Genomic DNA, 21,290 nt, shown 5'->3' on the forward strand with positions numbered 1-21,290 from the left:
GCCATGGGAACCAGGCAGAAACTCTCCGAGACGCGATCGTACAGTCAGGCCACGTACCTGCCCGACCGGCACATGTTCGCCCTGTGGACCTGGGCCGACGGCGCCGTGGGAGCGGCCCCGCCGGTCGGTGACGTCGAGACCGTCCCCCTGGTCGTCCCGACGCCGGACCTCGGCGGGCTCAAGGTGTCCGACGTCGACTGCGTGCTGATCGAGCCGGACGGGCTCGCGGCCGTGCCCCTTGACTCCCCCGGCCGGTCGGTGGACGTCTGGCGTTCGTGGATCGCGGGCGGCGAGTCGGCTCTGCCGATCGCCGCGCACGCGGTCCCCGACGCCACCGGTGTCGCCGTCACGACGCCGGAGCACGCGAGCGACGTCTTCCGCCGCACCACCTCGGTGGGGGCCGAGATGCGCGCGACGCTCACCGCCAAGCTGCGCCCGTATCAGGCACGCGGGGTGAGCTGGCTGCGCGAGACCATCGAGACGCACAGCGGCGCGGTGCTGGCCGACGAGATGGGACTCGGCAAGACCCTGCAGACCATCGGCTGTGTCGCCGGACGGGCCGAGAAGGGGCCGCAACTGGTGGTCTGTCCCACGTCGTTGGTGGGGAACTGGGCACACGAGATCGCGCGGTTCGCACCCGACCTGCGCACCACGATCTGGCGCGGCGGGCCGCTGCCCGCGGTGGACAGGGGCACGGTGGCGCTCACCGGCTACCCCACGCTACGCACGCACAGCCCGGACCTGGCGGGGATCCAGTGGAGCACCGCGGTCTTCGACGAGGCGCAGGTCCTGAAGAATCCCCGTACGCAGGTGTCGAAGGCCGCGCGCGCCATCGCGGCCGACGCGCGGATCGCCCTGACCGGGACGCCCGTCGAGAATCACCTCGACGAGCTGTGGGCCCTGCTCAATCTCGTCGCACCGCATCTGTTCGGGAACCGGACGCAGTTCCGCCATCGCTTCGTGCGGCCGATCGCGCACGGCTCCCCGGCCGCTTCCGCCCGCCTGCGCGGGGCCATCGAGCCCGTCGTGCTGATGCGGAAGAAGTCCCAGGTCGCGGGGTCGCTCCCACCCAAGATCCATGCCGATCTCATCTGCGACCTCACCGAGGAGCAGGAAAGGCTGTACGACCGGCTGCTGGAGCAGGTCATCGACGACGGCTTCGGCAGTGGCGCCCAGCGGCAGACCAAGGTGCTCGCGGCCCTGACCTCGCTCAAGAAGGTCTGCAACCATCCGAGCCTGATCACGGACGACCTCGGTGAGCTGTCGGGCAGGTCGGGAAAGCTCGACCTGTGCACCGACATCGTGGCCAACAACCTGGAGAACGGCTCTCCGACCCTCGTCTTCACCCAGTACCGGCAGACCGGTGAGCTGCTGGTCCGGCATTTCGCCGAACAGTTCGGGGTGAGTACGCCATTCTTCCACGGCGGCCTGAACCAGGAGCAACGGGCCGACATCGTCCACCGCTTCCAGTCCGACGACGGTCCGAAGGTGCTCGTCCTCAGCCTGAAGGCCGGGGGCACCGGGCTCACGCTCACGCGCGCGGCCGACGTCATCCACTTCGACCGGTGGTGGAACCCGGCCGTGGAGGCCCAGGCGTCCGACCGGGTCCACCGGATCGGTCAGACCCGCACGGTCACCGTCACCACCCTGACCACCGGGACCACCGTCGAGGAGCACATCGCGGCCATGCACAACCGCAAGTCCGCGCTGTCGGACATCGCCGACATGTCCAGCGTCGCCGAGCTGACACGCCTGGACGACGACAGTCTCATCGAGGTCCTGCGCCGGAAGCGAGCCAACTGACCATGGCCGACCACGACTACGGTTACACGAAGTGGGGCAAGGACTGGGTCCGGTTCGCCGAGTCGTTGCGCCAGACCCGTCCCGATCCCCAGCTGCCGGGTGCGCGGCGCATGGTGCGCGACGGGAAGGTGCAGACCACGTTCGACGGCCGGACCGTGCGCGCCGCCGTGCACCGAGGTCGCGGCACCACGGTGGTCACGATCGAGGTCGCGCCGATGTCCGCGGGGGCGACAGCCGAGATCTCCCGTCACCTGAGCGGCATCCAGCCCCTGCTCACCGACGATCTGTACCTCGCGATCGCCGACGCGGGCCATCCGCCCGCGCCGGTCCTCGAAAGCGTCGACTGCTCCTGCCCGGCCGCCACCCCGCGGTGCGTCCATGAGCTGGCCCTCTACTACGACATGGCGCGGCGCATCGACGACGATCCCCGCATCGCTCTCGACGTACAGGGCTTCTTCCGCGCTTCGGCGGGCGGCGGCCAGGCGCCCGCCGAAGCGACGGCGCAGCGCTGGATCGCGCTCAACTCCCTTGATCCGGCCGCCTACTTCACGGTGGCCGAGTGATCCGGCCGGCCTGCGAAGGAGCAGTACGTGTCCAGCCGGGGGGCACACACCCCCGTATCCTCCGGGCGTGACGGCGCCGCTCCCCCGCTCCGCCCCCGATTGATGTTCTGACCGTTGGTCCCGAAGGCTTCGTCCAGTCGGTTGCTGTGCCTGTGTACGCGGCCATGCTTTCCAACTGGTCTGCGTTCGTCACAACTCGACCCCAAGGCGCTCGCGTGCTCTGACCGCCACGCGCGCGGACACCCGCTGATCCGGCCACCGGTCGGTGCCGGGGCGGTGTCGTCGTAGCCGGCGAGACCAGAAGGGGCTTCTCGCTCACCGGGCCGGCATTCCGGGCATGGTGTCGGAGGGCGGGACGGCCAGGACGCCGGTGTGCTGCAGGTGGTCGCGCGCGGCGGCGATGGCGTGCGGGGTGCTGGCGAAGACCTGCCCGGCCTGGTCCAGGCGGGTGATCACGCCCAGGGCGCGCAGGGGCTGATGGTGGCCGTCGCGGATGCCGGAGACGTAGACGGTGATGCCACGGCGCTGGAGCCGATCGATGGCGTCGGCCAGCACGAGGGCGCCACTGGCATCGATGGTGGTGACACGGGACATGCGCAGGATGACCACCGAGACGTCGGCGACCTCGGACAGCTGGAGCAGGAAGCGGTGGGCGGCGGCGAAGAACAGGGGCCCGTCCAGGCGGTAGGCGACGATGTGCTCGGCCAGCAGCGCGTGTTCCTCGTCGGTGTGGTCGCCGGGCAGGTCGGGGCGCAGCGGCATGGCCTCCAGGCGTACCTGACGGGCGATGGCGCGTAGCGCCAGCACACCGGCCACGAGCAGGCCGAGGATGACGGCCTGGACCAGATCGAGGGCCAGCGTGGCCAGTGCGGTGAGGACGAGGACGAACGCGTCACCGCGGGTGGAGCCGAGCATCGCCTTGACCGAGCCGGCCTCGATCATGCGGACGGCGGTGGCCAGCAACACACCTGCCAGAGCGGCCAGGGGGATCTTGGCGACCAGCCCGGAGGCGGTGTACACGATCAGGCACAGGATGGCCGCGTGCGCCACGGCGGCCAGGCGGGATCGGGCGCCGGCGCGGACGTTGACCGCGGTGCGGGCGATCGCCCCCGTGGCCGGGACACCGCCGAACAGCGGCGCGGCGAGGTTGGCGAGGCCCTGGCCGAGCAGCTCGCGGTCGGGGTCGTGGCGGTGGCTCACGCTCATGCCGTCGGCGACCGTGGCCGACAGCAGCGACTCCAGGCCGGCCAGGGCGGCGACCGCCACGGCGGGGGCGATCAGCGAAGGCAGCGTGTTCACCTCCAGGAAGGACAGCGAGGGAGCCGGCAGGCCGGCGGGCAGCTGCCCGATCCGGGCGACGTCCAGCCCGGTCAGCTCGGCCGCGGCGGTGGCGGCGGCGACCGCGATCAGGGAGAACGGCATGGTGGGCCGCCGGCGGGCACCCGCCAGCATGAACGCGGCCACCCCGACGGCGATCGCCGGCGGCCACCAGGACGGATGGGCGGCGAAGTCGCGTACGGCCAGCCACGCCACGACCGTGACCTTGTCGGCGTCCGCGGCCGGTACGCCGAGCGCGGCCGGGATCTGCTGCAGGCCGATCACGCAGGCGATGCCGAGGGTGAAGCCCTCCACCACCGGAGCCGGAACCAGTGCCATGTAACGGCCGGCACGGGCCAGGGCCAGCGCGATCAGCAGCAGTCCGGCCAGCACTCCGACCGTGAGCACACCGGAGGCGCCGTGCTCGTGCATGATCGGCACCAGGACCACGGTCATCGCTCCGGTCGGGCCGGAGACCTGCAGGGCCGATCCGCCGAAGAAGGCGGCGACCGCGCCGGCCACCACCGCGGTGGCCAGCCCCGCCTCGGCGCCGAGCCCGGAGGAGATGCCGAACCCGAGCGCCAGCGGCAACGCCACGATCGCCACCGTCAGCCCGGCCAGCAGGTCCCGTCGCGGGTGGCGGCCGAGCGCGGCCAGGTCGGCGCGGGCGGGCAGCAGCGCGCGCAGGCGGGCCGCCCAGCCCGCAGAGGTCGGCAGGTTCACGAGGCGCCGCTTCCGGTGCTGTCCTCCAACAGCTCGCTGAGCAGCTCGTGCTGCCCCGACAGCTTCTCGGCCAGCAGTTCGCGGGCCGCGCGCAGCAGTCCGGCCACCCTGCCGCCGGCCAGCGCGTAGACCACGGTGGTGCCGTCGCGCTGGGCGGTGACCAGGCCCGAACGTCGCAGCACCGCCAGGTGCTGTGAGAGCCCGGTCGGCTCCACATCGATGGCGGCCAGCAACTCCCGGACCGGTCGCGGGCCGTCCTGCAGCAGTTCCAGGACCCGGATGCGAACCGGATGGCCCAGCAGCCGGAACAGCTCCGCCTTGGCCTCGTACAGCGGGACCGATGTCACGTCGCGTCGCCCCCCGCCGGCCCTGTGCCGCCAGCCTCGACCGGCGCGGCGGCGTCGAGCGCCTCCTCGACACTGTCGAGGCTCACCGCGTGCGCCTCGGCCAGCCGCCGCACGTCCTCCCATTCGCCCTCGGCCACCAGGACCGCGTGGGCGTCCCCGCCCTGACGGGCGGCCCGCAGCGCCTGTCCGGCCAGCCGCGCCCGCTCCCGGACTGCGGCGGCAAGTCCCGTGCTCACGTCATCCCCCGCTTCCCTCGGCGCCGGACAACGTACCCGCGCCTGTTGAGCAATTACGATTGTTCGCAATTACGATAGCGCATGGTTGTAGGCGGGGCCGTGCTCAACTCACCCACGGCAGCCGTCGAAACACCGGTCAACGCGACGACTCCCCAGCCGCGCCGGACGGGCGCCCGGCCCTCGTCGCTGCCGCGGTAGGCGATGTACGGCCGGGTGAGGCAGCGGACCGGTCCGCTCTTGGCTTGACGTCCGTGTCGTCCGGCTGATCAGCAGTGCGGGGGCGGGGATGCGGCGCACTGCTTCCAGGAGGGCGGCGCGGTGCTCGGCAAGCCGACGGGCGGAGCGGGGGTCGGTTCCGGTAGTGGCGGCCAGGGCTGGGGTGCGTCCAGCCAGCTTTCGGTGATGCGCAGGACCATCGCGAACAGGTCCATCTGTCACCCGGATCAACGACGCGCGACGCGCGGGCGCCTGGGCCTTGGGGTGGCCGCGCGACCTGCGGCTGATGAGCTCATTGGCGGCCCGCCGCGTTGGCCGGCGGAAAATGGTTGGACCGGACGACGTTCGGGTTGCTAGCGTTCCGCGCACCGTGACATCACATAAGGAGGTGAGACCCATGAACGCTGTATCGATGTGGGTGCTCCCCTCGTCGTCACGGTCGGGCGATTGACGTAGGTGTCGCCGGGAGCGCCTCGACCAGGCAATCCCGAAAGGCAACACCTATGGACTCTGTGCATTTCACTTCCGGCATGGGCGAGCATGCCGTAGCCATCACGCGGGTCGCGGAGAAGCAATGGCACGCTGTGGCGGACGACCGGGTGGTCGGCCGCGGCGACGCTTCGCACAGGCCCGACGGGCGGATCTTCGTCAGCATCGACGCATGGCACTGCGCGGCCTTCGACCGGCTCGCCGACGCCATGCTGGCGGACCTGTCCGGTCCGCTGTACACACTGGTCGACGAGGCCGACCTCGACGTGACCTCCCATTGGGAGCGAGCCGGCTTCACGACCCGACGCCGTGAGTGGGAGTACCTCGTGCCCACCGACCCGCGCGTCACGGGACTCGACTCGGTGCTACCGCCGCCGGGCGTGACGATGGTGGCGGTCGGCGAGGCGGAGGAGGGCCCTCTGCGCACGTTGGACCAGGCGATCCGCGACGAGGTCGAGGCCACCGTCGGATGGCAGGAGATGCCGGCCGAGGTGTTGCCCCGCCCGGACGGCGTCACCCTGCTGGACCCGTCGAAGTACGCGGCGGCAGCACAGTCCGATGATTACGTGGGACTGGTCCGGTTGGCGCCGGTGACCCGGCAGCCGCGGATCGGGCTGATCGCAGTCCGGTCCGACCACCACCGCCGCGGTATCGCTCGGGCGCTGCTCGCCCAGGTGCTCGGCTCGCTGCACCGCTCCGGGATCGAAACAGCATCAGCCGAGGTGAACGAATCCAACGCGGCGGCCATGGCCCTGTTCGAGGGCGTCGGCGCCCGGCGTACGGGCAGCAACCTGGAGTTGGTGCTCCGCTGATCCCCCACCGCATCACCTCGCGAGGGGACCGGATCGGCAGCACGCGTGGCACTGATGAGCGAGCATCGGTTCCCGTAGCCGTGCGGGGTGGCCGGTCGCGGCCGCCCTCGCGGCAACCGCGTCTGCCGAGGCGCCTCGATCACGGTCGCGTCAACGGCATTCGTTTCCTCACCGACATCACCATCACCGACCGGAGAAGGGCGAAAATATGGCAAGAACAGCAGGCGGCATCGAAGTCGAGGGCACCGTGGTCGAGTGCCTGCGCAACGCCAACTTCAAGGTGGAGCTGCAGAACGGACACAAGGTGTTAGCGCACATCAGCGGGAAGATACGGAAGAACCACATCAAGATCTTGCCGTACGACCGGGTGCTCGTCGAACTCAGCCCGTACGACCTCACCCGCGGCCGGATCCTCTTCCGATACAGGACGTAGCGGCGGGCGTGACGCGCGGAATCGGTAGAAGAAACCCTCCGACCTGGATCGGAGTCGACGACTCGGCTCTGTTCTTCGTCCGGCATCTCCGCCGGGTAGGCATGTCACCGGCCTGATGCGACAGCGGCATGAGCGCGCGTCTGGCGCGCCGGCCCGCAGTCTCGGCCTTGGCCGGCGCCGGGAAGCGGCCCGTGGATGTATCCGTACAGCCGCGGGCCGAGCCGGCGGCTCCGGCCGGCCCCACACCGTCACGGATGCATCGTCCTGTTGCGATACATCGTCTCACTAAAATACAGTGTCTCAACATGAGACACCGTATCGCCGTAGTTGGAGGCGGCCCCGCCGGCCTTACCTTCGCCCGCGTCCTGCACCGCCACGATCACCCCGTCACCGTCCTCGAACGCGATCCCGCCCCCGATGCCCGTCCCCCGGGCGGCACGCTGGACATGCACGAAGGGCTGGGTCAGTCGGCGCTGAGCAAGGCGGGGCTGCTGGCGGAGTTCGAGGCGCTGTCCCGTCCCGAGGGGCAGGCCATGCGCATCCTGGACACGGACGGGACCGTCCTCCGCGACTGGCGACCCCGTCCGGATGACCGGGCCAACCCCGAGATCGACCGGGGGCAACTCCGTGACCTGCTGCTCGGCCCTCTGGACGTTCAGTGGGGGCGGGGCGTGACGGAGGTGGAGCCGGGGACCCGGGACGGCGTGCTGGTCCGTTTCGCGGACGGGCGACAGGAGACGTACGACCTCGTGGTCGGCGCGGACGGCGCCTGGTCCCGGGTCCGCCCGGCGGTCTCGTCCGCGACGCCGCACTACACCGGCGTCACCGCGGTCGAGACCTCCCTGGAGGACGTCGACACCCGCCACCCCGACCTCGCCCGGCTGATCGGCGACGGTTCCATGGCTGTGTACGGCGTGAACCGCTCCATCGTCGCCCAGCGCAACAGTGGCGGCCATGTCAAGGTGTACGCCCAGTTCCGCGCGCCGCTGGACTGGCACACGGACCTGGACCGTCATCTGGGCCTGAACCGGCGCGCGGGTCTGGACGCAGGCCTGGACGCAGGCGTGGACCTGGCCGACGTCGAGGCCGTGCGATCAAGCCTGCTCGCTCTGTTCGACGGCTGGGCCGCTCCCGTCCTCGACCTCCTCCGCCACGGCACCGCTTTCGTCCACCGCCCCCTCTACGTCTTGCCCGTGTCCCACACCTGGGCCCACGTCCCCGGGGTGACGCTCCTGGGCGACGCCGCCCACCTGATGCCCCCGTTGGGAGTGGGCGCGAACCTCGCGATGCTGGAAGGCGCCGAACTCGCCGAGTCCGTCGCCGCCGCCACCGGCCCTGACGAGCTGGACGAGTCCGTCCGCGCTTTCGAGGAACAGATGTGGGCACGGGCCGGCAGGTGGGCGAAGTTCACGATGGCTGGTCTGGAACGCCTCGTGAGCCCGGACCCCACCGAAGCCCTCGCCCTCTTCGACGAAGTACAGTCATCCTGACCGCCCAGCGCGAGAGCACCAGCGCCACCAGCTAGCCACGGCTTCACGGACAGCCCGGCACCTCGCGATTCCTTCGGCGGATCCCCGCCCGCGATCGACAAGACGCTCACCGAGCACGCGGCGAACCTGGCCGATCTCGGCGCGGCCCTGGGGCCGCAGGACGCCGCCGCGCCGGACCGGATCCTGCGCGGCCTGCTGGAGTCCTGGGCCTGACCTTCCCCAGGCCCGGGGTGTCAGCCGAACCGGCGGACGCCGCGCCGCCACACCTCGGCGATGGCGCGGGTGGCGGTGATGTCGCGGGTCGGGTCGCCGTCCACCAGCAGCAGATCGGCCCGGAGTCCGGGCGCGACCCGGCCGCGGTCGGCCAGCCCGAACGCCCGGGCGGGTCCGCTCGTGGCGGCAGCCAGAGCAGCCTCGGGACTCGGGCCCGCCTGCGTGAGCATGAGCAGCTCACGGTGCATGGCGGCTCCGTGCACCGGGGCGAAGAAGTTCGCGTCCGTGCCGGCCAGCAACGCCACCCCGGCCTCGTGCAGCGCGGCGGTGACGCGCCGGGCGTGGGCGACGCCGTCCGGATGAACGGGCACCGCCGAGTGGTCCCGGTCGATGGCAGCCCTGTCCCGCTCGGACAACCGGGCGGCGATCCGCTCGTCGCGCACCAGCTCTGCCCCCGCCGGGTCCTGCGCGATCGTCTCGATGTAGGTGAGCGTGGTGATCACGAATACTCCGTGGGCCGCGATGCGGGCGGCAAGGTCCTCCACGGGCGGGTCGCCCGGCTCGCTGTGGTGGAAGACGTGCGCCAGCCCGTCGATGCCCGCGTCCAGCGCGAGCACGGTGTCGCGCGCCGTGGCGACGTGCGCGATCGTCCGCAGCCCGGCGGCGTGGCCGGCTTCCACCAGGGCGGCCACGACGCCGGGGCTCAGGACCGGCAGATCCAGTCCGGCGGTGCAGCCGTCGTCGATCACGATCTTCAGGTAGTCGATGCCCTCGGCCAGCCGTGCCTCCACGAACTCCTTGGCCCGACCGGCGTCGCCGATGGTGTCGAACGGGCCGACCGCGTCGCCCAGCCATGCCAGTGCCTCGCTCTCGGCGGCCATGATCTGGCTGGGGTGGCCGCTCGGTGCGGTGGCCAGCACTCCGGCGCTGCGCAGGTCGGCCACGTCGTCACGCTCGGCGGCCAGGCGGCGCTGGCGGGCCAGGTTGCCCGGAAGGCAGAACATGTCCAGCTCCGTGGTCACCCCGAAGGTCAGGGCCTTCGCGAGCATTCCGTCCGAGACGTGGGTGTGCGCGTCGATCAGGCCCGGCATCAGCGTCCTGCCGGACCCGTCGATCTCCACGTCCACGGGACGCCCGTCCGGCTCCGCGATCAGGTCGCCGGCGATCAGGACGTCCGTGCGAGGGACGGTGCGCTCGCCGTCGAAGACACGGACGTCGCGGATGAGGGTGTGCATGGTTGCTCCCGTTCACGTTGCTTCTGGCACTTCGCGGCATGAGGCGTCGGTGCTGGCGCCGGCCGCAGTGACTCACGGATGCTTCGACACAAGATAGTACTGCCTCTAACTATCTGCCATCGAATCGACCATGGATCGTGGGCCGGCAAGACGCGCGCGGCCGCTGCTGCCGGGCGGGTCAGCTTGGCCTGGCCCGCCCGGTCGGAGGTGCCGCGGGGCGCGTAGCCGGGCTGGTGTGCCAGGCACATCTAAGGCACATCTGGTGGATCGTGCCGATCAGCCGCTCGATTTTCCCGTGGCCGTGTGGCCGGCCCTTCAAGGTGAAGACCAAGTTCACCCTGAGGTCCGCCATCACCTGTTCCAGGTGGGCGGAGGTGAAGTCGGATCCGTGATCAAGGTGGAATACCGACGGGATGCCGCACACGTGCCAGTCCGGCTCGGGTTTGCGCCAGATCGCGTGCCGGAAGGCCAGCGCGGTCGTCAGAGCAGAGGCGCTTCCAGGTTGACGGCGTATCCGGCGATGGCGCGGGAGTGGTCGTCCTCGATGGCGGTCAGCCACGGCCGGGCGGCCCTGCCCCGCTCGTCGACCACCCAGATGTCCAGCTCGGTGTGGTCGGCCTGCCAGATCTCGTTCGGCTTGGTGGCCTCACGCCGGTACACCAGCTCGAAGGACTCCCGGTACTTCTTGGTGCCGTCCGCGCCGAGGGTGACCAACGCAGGGTCAAGGTCGGCGACGATGCCGTGCACGGTCCAATAGCCCGGAACCGGCCAGCCGCGCGCCTTGGCGACGCTCTCGGCCTGCCGATGGATCGTGGCCACGCTGGGGCGGAGCTTGCACAAGGCGAGCCCCTCGACGAACGCCATCAGCTCCTCCGGGAACCGGCGTAGACCCTTGTCCCTGCGACTGGCGCGAGCCAGGCCATCCAGGCCAGAACGCCGGTGCCGGCCAGCCACCGCTGCAAGGTTCGGTAGCAGGGTCCGTCTTCACCATGGGTGGCCGCCAACCGCGCCAGCGGCACCCCCCTCGTGCAGGTGCGGCGCCAGCACCTCATACCGGCTCATGGCCAGGGCGCGCCCGGCCACGTCCCCGCAGCACCCGCTGTCCGGCCTGGCCTGTGCGTGTTGTTCACTCGCAGTGCTCACCTGCCATCGTCCGTCCCCGCAACCGATACCCACGACCCCCGTGAAGGCCACGGTTTGCGACAACTCCGCACACCGGGACCTGCGGATTTGTCCCGGGATCGGTGGAGTGAGGGCACCTCCGTGTGTGTTCGATCCGCTTGCCAGGCCGCCCTGCTGCGAATAGCCGACAATTTGTCGATCGGAAAGACTCAACCGCCTGGAGGCGGCGCTAACCCGTTATCAGGGTTCTGGCCTTCCTGAGTGGCTCGAAGAGGGCGAGGTCCTGGTTGGTGAGGATGACGATGGTGTAGCCCTTGGTGGGAAGCATGTCCAATTCACTCCAGTAGCCGGGGATGCCGCCGTTGTGGCCGACCACGCGCACGCCGTTGCGCAGCTCGTCGCTAAAGCCGTAGGCGTACTTGCTGTCCTTGTTCAGGCCTTGCACCTTGCCCTCCATGACGGTCCGGGTGAGCTTGGCGTTGAGCAGCCGGTGTCCCTGCAGGGCCTGGGCGAAGTTGAGCATGTCGCCCGTGGTGGAGATGGCGCCACCGGCGGGCGACGCCCCGTCGGGCTGGTCGCCGAGGTCACGTAGCTCGCCCTGCGGTGTGGTGCCGTCCATCGTCGGCATGCCGACCCACCGGCCGCTCGCGTCGAACAGTGCGTAGGGATGAGCCATGCGCCTGACCTTGGCGGGCGTCCAGGGGCCGAGGAAGGTGTCGTGCATCCGCGCGGGCGTCAGGATGTGCTTGCGGACGTAGTCGGCGTAGTCCTTCTTGCTCACCTGCTCGATGATCGCGCCCAGGACGACGTAGCCGGCGTTGCTGTACTGCATCTTCGTACCGGGCTCGGACGTCAGCGGCTGTTTGACGATCTCCTTCATCAGGACATCGACATCGGTCTGCGCATGGTCGTTTCCCGGAATCTCGCCCAGGCCCGAGGTGTGGGTGAGGAGGTGATGAACGGTCACCGAGTCGGCGATCTCGTCCGGGAACCCCTTGACGTACGTGCCGATCGTGTCCTTGAAGGAGACCTTGCCTCTCTGGACGAGCTGGGCGACGGCGACGCCGGTGATCATTTTTCCCATGGAGCCGATGCAGAACCGCGTCTGCGGCGTGTTGACCTCGTTTGCTGTCTTGTCGGCCATGCCGTAGGCGTTGTTCAGTACCGGCCGGCCGTTCTTGGCGATCAGGACCGCTCCCGAGAACTTCCCGGCAGCGGCCAGGTCCTTCAGGTAGGCATGAAAGGCACGCCAATCCTCTCGTGAGAGAGCAGCGGCCGCCGCCTGCGCGACCGGCCCTCCGCTGGCGGCAAGCGCCATCAGCAGCGCGCCGCTGGCAAAGGTCCTACGGCTGACATCCATGGAGATATTCCTTTTCAAGAGTGCATCGACAGGATGCTGCATCACGCTGTTGCCGCCGAGGCCCCGGCTACCGGGCGCCACGTCGATGCCGTTGAGCGATTCGCGGGGTCCGGAGGCTCGTGGACGCACGTCGCGGTGGATGGACGCCTCCGGTCATCGGCTTGGGCAGAGCACGGTTGCGGCGGCCTTGTTCATGGCGTCATTGACGGGCATGGCCTGTTGATTGTCGATCTTCAGCGTGGTGGATACCACGAACTGGGTCCGGCCGTCGGCGGAGGTGTAGGTCACGGCCAGGAAGCCGGGGCCGCTGCCCGCGGCCGCCGCGACCGTCCCGCCACACAGATCGGGCCGCGGCTGTCCCGCCGCCTTCTGCAGGTCCGCCGGCAGCAGCCGGCCCTGGTTGAGCGCGCGGTAGAAGGCACTGAGATCGCCGGAGGTGGAGACCACTCCTCCGGCCGCGCCGCCGAGGCTCGCGTTCTGCCGGTCGACGTCGCGCGGCCTGCCCTTGGCGTCGGGGTAGTAGCCGTGCCCGTGCGGGCCCTTGACCCCCTGAGGAGGCCTGGTGGTCACATAGGTGTGCTTCATCCCCAGAGGTACGAAGAGACGCCGCTCCAGCTCGGCGGACAGGCTGCGGCCGGTTACCTTCTCGACGATCAGGCCGAGGAGAACGTAGTTGGTGTTGGAGTAGGCGAACCCCGCGCCCGGCTCCCCGGTACGGGGGACCTCGCGGGATGCCTTCACCAGGTCGATCGGGGAGTAGTAGGTCGTGAAGTCGAAGGCGTCGTCGAACTTCCCCGAAGCGAAGAAGTCAGGGATGCCGGCGCTGTGGCGGAGCAGCTGCTGGACGGTGATCTCGCCGGCCCGCTCGACCAGATCCTGCTGCGCCACCTGCGGCAGAACGACGGCCAGCGTGTCCCCCAGGCCGAGCTTGCCCTCCTTGACCAGTTGCAGGACCACCGTGGCCGTCATCAGCTTGGTCTGGGACCCCACCCGGTAACGGGAAGCCGCAGGAATGTGCCCACCCTTGCCGCCGAGCAGGCGCGTCCCCGCGCTCCCCTGCCCCTTGCGCCGGCCGTCGACGTACAGCTCGCCGATGGCCCCCACCACGCCGTCCGTCTTCGCCAGGTCCTTCATCGCCTGCTGGACGTCTCCCGGCTTGACCTCGACGGCGGCGGTGGCGGATGTGTGGAGACTCAACGCCAGCATGGCCGATGCCAATCCGGTCATGCCGGCCGCTCGCGCACGGCTCATCTCGTCATGATCCTTTCTATGGGGATTTCGAGGTGATCACATCTACCGGCCGTCGCCTATCGGCGGGCGATCGGCGAACCATATGTGGTCCATATGTGGACGTTGCGATACTGCCCGGATGCGTGTGCTCCTGGTCGAAGACGAGCAGCCCCTCGCCGGCTACATCGAGGCCGGGCTGCGCAAGCACGGCTTCACCGTCGACGTCGCCCTGGATGGCCGTAGCGCGCTGGACAAGTGCGAGCTCACCCCGTACGAGGTGGTCGTGCTGGACCGGGACCTGCCGGAGGTGCACGGCGACCAGGTCTGCCGCCGGCTCGTCCAGCGGGGCGTGTCGCGGGTGCTGATGCTGACCGCGTCCGACGCGGTGGAGGACCGGGTCGGTGGGCTGATGCTGGGCGCCGACGACTACCTGGGCAAGCCGTTCGCGTTCTCCGAACTGGTCGCCCGCGTGCACGCCCTGGTACGGCGCAGCGCGCCGGCCCGCCCGCCGGTGCTGCGCGTGAGCGGCGTGGTGCTGGACCCGGCCCGGCGCAGCGCCGAGCGGGACGGGCGACTGCTGCGGCTGACGCCCAAGGAGTTCGGCGTGCTGCAGCAACTCCTGGCCGCCGGCGGCGACGTCGTCAGCGCGGAGACGCTGCTGGAACGGGTGTGGGACGAGCACGCCGACCCGTTCACCAACGCGGTCCGTATCACCGTCGGCACACTGCGCCGCAAACTCGGCGACCCGCCACTGATCGAGACCGTCATCGGCGCCGGCTACCGGATCAGCCCATGAGACTGACCGCCCGCGCCCGGCTCGCCGTCCTGCAGACCGCCCTCGTCCTAGCCGCGGGCGCCGCGCTGACCGGCCTGACCTACCTGCTGATGAAACGGCGCCCGGCGCTCGTCACCCACCTGAACCCACCCGGCCCCGACGCGCAGGGCACCCTGCAGCTGGTGCCGCAGCCGCAGGACCTGCGCGAGCTGGCCGACCGGGTACAGGCCGATACCCTGTCCGCGCTGCTGCCCCAGGCCGGTCTGGCGCTCATCATGGTGACCGTCCTGGCCGCCCTACTGGCCTGGCTGGTGGCCGGCCGGGTGCTGCGGCCGATCCGCGTCATCTCCGACGCCGCCCGCCGTCTGTCGGCCGAGAACCTCACCGAGCGGGTCCCGGTCACCACCCCGGCCGACGAGCTGTCGGCGCTGGCGGGCACGGTCAACGACATGCTGGACCGCATCCAGCGCGGCGTCGCCGAGCGCGACCGCATCCTGGACAGCCAGCGGCTGTTCACCGCCAACGCCGCCCACGAGCTGCGCACCCCGCTGACCACCGCCCGCACTGCGATCGACGTCACCCTGGACGGAAACCCCAGTCGCAACGAGCTGCTCGCGATGGCCGGCGACGTGCGCGACGCCGTCACCCACATGCAACGCGTCCTGAACGGGCTGCTGCTGCTGGCACGCAGCCAGGCTGGAGCCGGCCCGCTGGAGGCGGCCGACCTGGCCGCCATCACGACAGCCGCCCTGGGCACGGCCGAGGAGCAAGCGGCAGCCGCCGGCATAGCCGTACACGCAAGGCTGCGGCCCGCGCTGGTCACCGGCGAGCCCGTCCTGCTGGAACGCATGATCGGCAACCTGGTCGACAACGCGCTCCGCTACAACCACGCCGACGGGCACCTCGTCGTCGAGACGCACACAGCGGGCCCACGCGCCGTGCTGCGGATCTGCAACACCGGCCGCGAGATCGCGCCCGAGGAAGCTCAGACGCTGCTGGAACCGTTCGTGCACGGGCAGGGCACCCGCGTCCGCACCGACGGCCCGAGCCTCGGCCTGGGACTGTCCATCGTGCGCGCGATCACCCATGCCCACCATGGACACATCGCGCTCACAGACCGCCCAGGCGGCGGCCTCGACATCACCATCGAGCTCCCGCATCACTCACGGGCCGCAGAGCGGCCGGCACGACGACCCGCTGCGGTCACCACACAGCCGGCGTCCGTGATGCCTGCGGCACCACCGAGGAGCCGTCCCGCTGGATGAACGCATCCGACGCCTACGGGTCACCGGTTCCGAGCGTGTTGGGAATCGGGTGGATCAAGGCGGCGCAGGCCCGGGCGGAGGGGGCCTCGGAGTCCGCCCGGCGGCGTTTCCCGTGATCGAAGGGGTCCCCGAGTGTTCATCTGACGACCGTTAGATGAACGTCAGCCCGCGCATGTCCAGGCGAGCCGTCAGCGAGCACACCAAACGCTCCCTCATCCTCGACCTGGCCCTCGCTCTGCCGAAGACCGCCGCCGCGACATCACGCGCAAGACCAAGAACGGCCTGGAAGCCGCCCGCAAACGCGGCCGGGTCGGCGGCCGCCGTCCTGTGGTCGACGACGACGAACGCGCCGCCATCCTCGCCCGGCGTCAACGCTGCGAATCCATCCGTACCATCGCCGCCGGAGTCAAAGTCTCCGCCGGCGTCGTCCACCAGACCCTCACGGAGTCCGGCGGTGATGGCGACTCCAGGTAGTTGCGGGCATCGGGCAGCGAGTCCTTCCGCTCCTTGTCGGTCAGCTCCTCCCCGGTTGAACAGAGAATGCCTTCGTGGGCGAGCTGGTGGAGGGCCCTGGCCGGGGCCAGGGCGCGCTGGCCGCCGAGCGGGATCTGAAGCAGCGGCACGACGTTCTTCTCCAGAAGGCGTTAGGGCTGGTCAGCGGGGTTTGTCCTCGGCGGTTGTGGCGGCGCCCTGAGCATCGGGTCCTCGCAGCGAAACTGATCCACAACGGGCCCCTCGCGACCCACGCCACATCAACCGAGAGACCGAGCGGCAGGCCACCACCAAGGCCACCGCGGCCGCTTACCTCCCGCTGCTGCTCTACCGGTTCCGCACTTGCACCGGTAACCCCCAGCCCCGACGGCTCGCTAACGCTACTGGCGAGGTTGCCGCTCAAGGGCCTGCGCATGGGTCAACGACAGAACCGGGCCGACTCCAGCGCAGCGCCGGCGGCTCCTTCCGGGCTCTGCTTGGGAGCGGCCCCAGGCGACGAACGCGGCCAGCAGGAACAGGACCGCGTTGAAGGCGATCGCGGCGCTTTCCTTACGACGGACGCGGGTGAGCGCGGCCAGGACCATCACCACGGCCAGGCCGGTCGCGGCCAACGTGGTCAGGATCGGGGCGATGCCGGTCGCGGTTGGGAGGCCTACCACAGCTTCCTCGACCTCATCGCGCGAGCCAAAGCCACCGGCCACCTGCGCGAGGATTTCACCGACCAGGACATGGTCATTCTGCTGATGGCCAACGCCGGCGTCATCGCCGCCAGCCAAGACGCCGCCCCCGACACCTGGCGCCGCCTGGTCGGCCAGATGCTGCGCGCCTACGCCAGCCCCGGCGCCGACCTGCCGCCCTTGGAGCCGGCCCCCGCACCCACCGCGCTGTACCGCGCCATGGTCCGCCTCACCCGCCCTCCCTCCGGCCCTGATGGAGACACGAAGTGAGCATGCGGCCGCGGCATGCGCAAACCTGACCCGGCGACGACCGCTGCGCTGTGCTCAGGTCGCTGCCGCACCTTCACGGTCGGCGGCCAGGACCCGGTGGACGCTTGCCACCGAGGGATGGCACCATACCCGCCACCGCCGCCCGAACCCGACACGGCGGCATCGCCGACGCCTGCTCGGCGTGCGTTCGTCGAACGGACCGTTGGACGAACGCACGGCCGCCTGCGCCGATCCAGCCCGATGCTGTCTCCAGCCTTGCGATGGTCAGTCGCTACCGGTCGTTCCGGCCCTCCTCACGGGCCTTCTCGGTTGCTCACGCTCCATCAGCCGGCGGGCTTGCCGAACCAGCGGGACAGGTGGTCGTCCAGGTCCTGCTGATCGTCGCCGACCCAGGCGACGTGGCCGTCGGGGCGTAGCAGGACGCACGGAACATCCAGCGGCGCAGTGGGATCCGCGAGGTGATCGACCCGGTCTGACCAGCCGCCGACGGTCAGGCGTTCGGTGCGGTCCAGCAGCAGGCCGCGGCCGCGATGCAGCAGACCGTAGAGCCGGCCCTGTTTCACGTCGATGTCGCGCAGGCGGCGGCCGAGCAGGTCGGGGCCTTCGCCGAAGTCGTAGCGGATGCCGATCGCGGTGATCTTCTCGATCAGATGGCGGTTCACCTCGTCGAAGTCCATCAGCTCGGTGAGCAGCCTGCGCACGGCCCGCGGGCCCGGTTCGGTGGACAGCAGTTCCATCTGGGCGCGGGTGTTGTCCAGCACGTCCTCGGCGACCGGACGGCGTTCGGCCTGGTAGGTGTCCAGCAGTGTTTCCGGCGCCCAGCCGCGGATCTGTGCGGCCAGTTTCCAGCCGAGGTTGACCGCGTCCTGCACGCCCAGGTTGAGGCCCTGTCCGCCGGTGGGCGGATGGATGTGTGCCGCATCGCCGGCCAGCAGCACCCGCCCGACCCGATAACGTTCGGCCAGCCGGGTGGCATCCCCGAAGCGGGACAACCAGCGCGGGGAGTGCACACCGAAATCGGTTCCGGCGATGGCGCGCAACTGTTGTTGGAAATCCTCGAGGGTGGGCGGTTCCGCGCGGTCGCTGACTCCCGCGGCGGGGACCACGACGCTGTAGATTCCTTCGCCGAAGGGCCGGAGCCAGAACGGCTGATGGGTCTCGCGGATCGCGCTCACCTTGGCGGCGATCTCCTCCTGCGGTACGCCCACTTCCATCTCGCCCATCAGCGTCTCGGTCCGTGAGGGCTCGCCGGGGAAGCCGACGCCGAGCAGTTTGCGCACCGTACTGCGCCCGCCGTCACAGCCGACGAGGTAGCGCGAACGCAGCTGCTCACCGTCGGCCAGCTCGACGGTCACACCTTCGTCGTCCTGCTCGAAACCGGCGACCGCGCAGCCGCGCCGGACCTGCGCGCCCAGTGCGATCGCATGCTCTTCGAGCAGGCGCTCGATGACCGGCTGCGGGATGCCCAGCAGATAGGCGTGCGCGGAATCCAGGCCCTTCGGCGCCGGTTTGGCGATGGCGGCGAAGAAACCGCCGGCCGGCCGCTGTCTTCCGTGTTCGAGCATGCGATCCAGCAGTCCGCGCATGGCCATCAGCTCGAGACTGCGAATGTGCAGGCCGACTATGCGGACGAACGACTTGGGCTCGGTTTCCTTCTCCAGAACGAGTACCCGAACATCGTGCAGCCGCAGTTCGGCGGCCAGCATCGCGCCGGTCGGCCCGCACCCGGCGATGATCACGTCGAACATGGGGGTGCGATCGGCGCCGGAGGCCGGCGACCGGAGAACTCCGGGGACGTCGCCCACGGCGAGGTCGCGCTCGACCGAATCGTTCGGCGACGGCTCGGCGGTGACCTGCGGAGAATGCATAGGTGTTGCCTCTCGGGAGTGCCTTGTTGGCGAGGCGCTCCCGGCGACACCTACGTCAATCGCCCGGCCGTGACAGGAAGGGGGAGCACCCACATCGCTACAGCGTTCATGGGTCTCACCTCCTCTGGCGGTGTCACGGTCAACTGGAAGCTACAAGCCCGAGCATCACGCCGTCCAACCCTTTTCCAGCCACGATCAGAGTCTCCGGGCACCCGCCCCGGCGCCACCTTCGACGTGGCCTCCGTGAGCTCTCGCGCGCCGGCGGAGCTCACGGAGGCCACGGCTGAAGGTCACTTGTAGTACTGCACCCAGTACTCGACCGTGTGCTTCTTGCTGATGTTGAAGGTCGCCCAGTACTTCGAGTGGCCGGCGTTGCTGATGCGGACGATGCCGTACTTGCCGTTGCAGGACCACGTGCCGGACTTGGCGATCTTCTCGCCGCCGCCCCAGCGGCGCAGGAACCAGAGGTCGACCTTGATGCGCGCGTCGTTGCCCCAGCAGCGGGCCTTGACCTGCATGACGCGTACGCCCGAGGGCCGAGTCCACGCCGAGGTGTCGAAGTACCCCTTGTACGGGCCCAACGCCTCGTGCCGTTGGGTGTGCCAGCTCGCCAGGGCCGTGTTCGCCAGGGCCGTGCCGGCCATGGCCGTGCTCGCCTGAGCCGTGCTCGCCTGAGCCGTGACCTGGGTGCGCGCGGCCGGGGCGGCGACGGCGGGCGCGGCCGTCAGCAGGGCCAGGCCGGAGGCGGTGGTGGCGAGGGCGAGGGCGGTTCTCGTGGGACGCATCGGTGCCTGCCTTTCGGGATCGAGTCAGGTTCTCTGTTCGAACGCGAAGGTATGGCCGGGCGTGTTGAGGATGTGTTGAGCGCGTGTTGAACGGGCCGGAGACGGCCGGGCCAGGCGATGACGTCGATCGTCAGGAACGGCGCGGCCAGAGACGCTCGCGGTTGCTCACCAGTGGTCGGCAGCCCCCGTCAGCGAGGGCCGACGGCGCCGGCCTGCAGCAGCTTGGCGAGGATCGCGCTCAACTGGCCGCGCTCCTCGGGGGTGAGGGCTCGGAAGGTGTCCTCGAGGAAGGCCGGGATCGAGGCTTGGGCCTGGGCGAGCCGCCGGCGGCCCGAGTCGGTGATGGTGACGGCGTAGGAGCGCCGGTCGCGGGGGTTGCGTTCCCTGCGGACGTGGCCGGCCTGTTCCAGGTCGTCGCAGATGCCGACCATCACGCTGCGGTCGATCCGGAGTTCCTCGCTGAGCGTCTGCTGGGAGCAGGGACCGACGGCGTCGAGCATCTGGAGCACGAGGTGCTGCCCGACTCCGAGCCCTTCTTCGGTGGCATGCCCGTCGGCGGCGCGGGCCACCGCGGCCGACGCCCGGCACAGCGCGATGTCGAGCCGTTCGGCGGCGAGCCGGGGAAAGTACGCCGTCCCACGGTCCGTCGTTCTGGTCGTTGCCGCCATCACTCTCCCTCGCGCGTTCAGCCGTCAGCCTACCGCGCATCCATCTCCGAAGAGACTGTTTGACAGCAGATGATTTGCAGGCATACGGTCCGAACCGTCTGTCCACCAATTGTTTGCATGCAGATGGATCGTGATCATGGCCCCGAACCGATGGCCGCCATCGGGCGGCCCTGGTCACCTCCGCCCCGGTCCGTGCCCACCCCCACCGCCTGAAGGAGACACATCGTGACGCTGGATCTCACCCCGGACGAGCTGCTGAGCACCACCCGCGCCGTACGCAAGCGCCTCGACTTCACCCGCCCGGTGCCCCGCGAGCTGATCGAGGAGTGCGTGGACCTGGCCGTGCAGGCGCCAACCGGGCGCAACCGGCAGCGCTGGCACTTCCTCGTCGTCACCGAGCCCGCTCAGCGCCGGGCCGTGGCCGACATCTTCCGGCGCGCCCTGACCGTGGCCGGCGGCCAGCCGCTGACCGAACGAGATGTGTGGCGCATGAACTACCACTCCGGCTCCACCGAGCGGGTCTTCGACGGCCTGCGCCACCTGGCCGCCAACATCCATCGCGTGCCCGCGTTCGTCATCCCGGGCGTGGAGGGACGCACTGACCGCGCCCCGGTGGCCGTGCAGGCCGGTGCGTGGGGGTCGATCCTGCCCGCGGTGTGGAGCTTCATGCTGGCCGCCCGGGCGCGGGGCCTGGGCACGGTGTGGACCACGGCGCAGGGGCCGCTCGAACGGGAGCTGGCACGGGTGCTCGGCGTTCCGTACGAGGAAGTCATGCTGGCGGCCTTCATCCCGCTGGCCTTCACCATCGGCACCGACTTCAAGCCGGCCCCTCGCATCCCGCGCGAGGAGGTCCTGCACTGGGACCGGTGGTGAGCGGGCCTTGCCAGACCGCCCTGACGAC

21 protein-coding genes are annotated in these 21,290 nt (G+C 70.2%); 9 read left to right on the plus strand and 12 right to left on the minus strand.

Annotated elements, in window-relative coordinates; genetic code table 11:
* Window positions 1-3 precede the first annotated feature (3 nt).
* Both ACIBG4_RS37625 and ACIBG4_RS37630 read left to right on the plus strand, forming a co-directional pair.
* A complete protein-coding gene (locus ACIBG4_RS37625) occupies window positions 4-1,803 on the plus strand; it encodes a DEAD/DEAH box helicase (protein WP_397206728.1) in 1,800 nt (599 codons plus the stop codon).
* 2 nt (window positions 1,804-1,805) lie between these two features.
* Window positions 1,806-2,366, plus strand: coding sequence for a hypothetical protein (locus ACIBG4_RS37630; RefSeq protein ID WP_397206730.1), 561 nt, complete (start codon window positions 1,806-1,808; stop codon window positions 2,364-2,366).
* Window positions 2,367-2,681: 315 nt separating this feature from the next.
* Here ACIBG4_RS37630 and ACIBG4_RS37635 read toward each other — a convergent pair whose 3' ends face one another.
* Genes ACIBG4_RS37635 through ACIBG4_RS37645 form a run of 3 tightly spaced genes read right to left on the minus strand, consistent with a single transcriptional unit; the run spans window position 2,682 to window position 4,989 of the window.
* The gene (locus ACIBG4_RS37635) at window positions 2,682-4,406 is read right to left on the minus strand and encodes a SulP family inorganic anion transporter (protein WP_397206732.1); all 1,725 of its coding nucleotides are present in this window, start codon (window positions 4,404-4,406) and stop codon (window positions 2,682-2,684) included.
* The gene (locus tag ACIBG4_RS37640; protein WP_310714544.1) at window positions 4,403-4,753 is read right to left on the minus strand and encodes a metalloregulator ArsR/SmtB family transcription factor; all 351 of its coding nucleotides are present in this window, start codon (window positions 4,751-4,753) and stop codon (window positions 4,403-4,405) included. The genes ACIBG4_RS37635 and ACIBG4_RS37640 overlap by 4 nt, the downstream gene beginning before the upstream one ends.
* Complete coding sequence (locus ACIBG4_RS37645; protein WP_397206734.1) at window positions 4,750-4,989, minus strand: hypothetical protein; 240 nt, start codon at window positions 4,987-4,989, stop codon at window positions 4,750-4,752. Before ACIBG4_RS37645 ends, ACIBG4_RS37640 begins: the two co-directional genes overlap by 4 nt.
* A gap of 746 nt (window positions 4,990-5,735) precedes the next feature.
* On the opposite strand from ACIBG4_RS37645, the gene ACIBG4_RS37650 reads away from it, so the two are divergent.
* The 3 genes from ACIBG4_RS37650 to ACIBG4_RS37660 all read left to right on the plus strand — a co-directional run bounded on the left by ACIBG4_RS37650 (window position 5,736) and on the right by ACIBG4_RS37660 (window position 8,429).
* Complete coding sequence (locus ACIBG4_RS37650; RefSeq protein ID WP_397206736.1) at window positions 5,736-6,506, plus strand: GNAT family N-acetyltransferase; 771 nt, start codon at window positions 5,736-5,738, stop codon at window positions 6,504-6,506.
* Between the two features lie 208 nt (window positions 6,507-6,714).
* Window positions 6,715-6,939, plus strand: a complete 225-nt coding sequence (infA, locus tag ACIBG4_RS37655; protein WP_310714548.1) for a translation initiation factor IF-1 — start codon at window positions 6,715-6,717, stop codon at window positions 6,937-6,939.
* Window positions 6,940-7,244: 305 nt separating this feature from the next.
* Window positions 7,245-8,429: an FAD-dependent oxidoreductase gene (locus tag ACIBG4_RS37660; protein WP_397206738.1), complete on the plus strand. Its 1,185-nt coding sequence runs from the start codon at window positions 7,245-7,247 to the stop codon at window positions 8,427-8,429.
* 233 nt (window positions 8,430-8,662) lie between these two features.
* Here ACIBG4_RS37660 and ACIBG4_RS37665 read toward each other — a convergent pair whose 3' ends face one another.
* From ACIBG4_RS37665 to ACIBG4_RS37680, 4 genes are all read right to left on the minus strand, one after another.
* A complete protein-coding gene (locus ACIBG4_RS37665) occupies window positions 8,663-9,877 on the minus strand; it encodes an amidohydrolase family protein (protein WP_397206740.1) in 1,215 nt (404 codons plus the stop codon).
* Window positions 9,878-10,357: 480 nt separating this feature from the next.
* Window positions 10,358-10,741 (minus strand): hypothetical protein, encoded by a 384-nt coding sequence (locus tag ACIBG4_RS37670; protein ID WP_397206742.1) that lies wholly within the window; start codon window positions 10,739-10,741, stop codon window positions 10,358-10,360.
* Window positions 10,742-11,228: 487 nt separating this feature from the next.
* Window positions 11,229-12,488: a serine hydrolase domain-containing protein gene (locus ACIBG4_RS37675; RefSeq protein WP_397206744.1), complete on the minus strand. Its 1,260-nt coding sequence runs from the start codon at window positions 12,486-12,488 to the stop codon at window positions 11,229-11,231.
* Between the two features lie 24 nt (window positions 12,489-12,512).
* Window positions 12,513-13,610, minus strand: coding sequence for a serine hydrolase domain-containing protein (locus ACIBG4_RS37680; RefSeq protein ID WP_397206746.1), 1,098 nt, complete (start codon window positions 13,608-13,610; stop codon window positions 12,513-12,515).
* A gap of 118 nt (window positions 13,611-13,728) precedes the next feature.
* Between ACIBG4_RS37680 and ACIBG4_RS37685 the strand changes: the two genes are divergently transcribed.
* The gene (locus ACIBG4_RS37685; RefSeq protein WP_397206748.1) at window positions 13,729-14,385 is read left to right on the plus strand and encodes a response regulator transcription factor; all 657 of its coding nucleotides are present in this window, start codon (window positions 13,729-13,731) and stop codon (window positions 14,383-14,385) included.
* The gene (locus ACIBG4_RS37690; protein ID WP_397206750.1) at window positions 14,382-15,629 is read left to right on the plus strand and encodes a sensor histidine kinase; all 1,248 of its coding nucleotides are present in this window, start codon (window positions 14,382-14,384) and stop codon (window positions 15,627-15,629) included. The genes ACIBG4_RS37685 and ACIBG4_RS37690 overlap by 4 nt, the downstream gene beginning before the upstream one ends.
* Window positions 15,630-15,997: 368 nt before the next feature.
* Here ACIBG4_RS37690 and ACIBG4_RS37695 read toward each other — a convergent pair whose 3' ends face one another.
* The gene (locus ACIBG4_RS37695; RefSeq protein WP_397206752.1) at window positions 15,998-16,252 is read right to left on the minus strand and encodes a hypothetical protein; all 255 of its coding nucleotides are present in this window, start codon (window positions 16,250-16,252) and stop codon (window positions 15,998-16,000) included.
* 249 nt (window positions 16,253-16,501) lie between these two features.
* The gene (locus ACIBG4_RS37700; protein WP_397206754.1) at window positions 16,502-16,822 is read right to left on the minus strand and encodes a DoxX family protein; all 321 of its coding nucleotides are present in this window, start codon (window positions 16,820-16,822) and stop codon (window positions 16,502-16,504) included.
* A 27-nt stretch (window positions 16,823-16,849) separates the two neighbouring features.
* Between ACIBG4_RS37700 and ACIBG4_RS37705 the strand changes: the two genes are divergently transcribed.
* On the plus strand, window positions 16,850-17,068 hold the full coding sequence (locus ACIBG4_RS37705) for a hypothetical protein (protein ID WP_397206756.1): 219 nt from the start codon (window positions 16,850-16,852) through the stop codon (window positions 17,066-17,068).
* 323 nt (window positions 17,069-17,391) lie between these two features.
* On the opposite strand, the gene rox is transcribed toward ACIBG4_RS37705, so the two are convergent.
* The 3 genes from rox to ACIBG4_RS37720 form a co-directional block, all read right to left on the minus strand.
* Window positions 17,392-18,816 carry a rifampin monooxygenase gene (rox, locus tag ACIBG4_RS37710; RefSeq protein WP_397206897.1) on the minus strand — a complete coding sequence of 475 codons (1,425 nt, stop codon included), beginning with the start codon at window positions 18,814-18,816 and terminating at the stop codon, window positions 17,392-17,394.
* Window positions 18,817-19,226: 410 nt separating this feature from the next.
* Window positions 19,227-19,721 (minus strand): hypothetical protein, encoded by a 495-nt coding sequence (locus tag ACIBG4_RS37715; protein WP_397206758.1) that lies wholly within the window; start codon window positions 19,719-19,721, stop codon window positions 19,227-19,229.
* Between the two features lie 188 nt (window positions 19,722-19,909).
* A complete protein-coding gene (locus ACIBG4_RS37720; RefSeq protein WP_397206760.1) occupies window positions 19,910-20,389 on the minus strand; it encodes a MarR family winged helix-turn-helix transcriptional regulator in 480 nt (159 codons plus the stop codon).
* A gap of 225 nt (window positions 20,390-20,614) precedes the next feature.
* On the opposite strand from ACIBG4_RS37720, the gene ACIBG4_RS37725 reads away from it, so the two are divergent.
* A complete protein-coding gene (locus ACIBG4_RS37725) occupies window positions 20,615-21,262 on the plus strand; it encodes a nitroreductase family protein (RefSeq protein WP_397206762.1) in 648 nt (215 codons plus the stop codon).
* Window positions 21,263-21,290: the final 28 nt, after the last annotated feature.

Origin of the sequence: Nonomuraea sp. NPDC050383 (genome assembly GCF_044459125.1) — a bacterium.
GTDB lineage: Bacteria > Actinomycetota > Actinomycetes > Streptosporangiales > Streptosporangiaceae > Nonomuraea.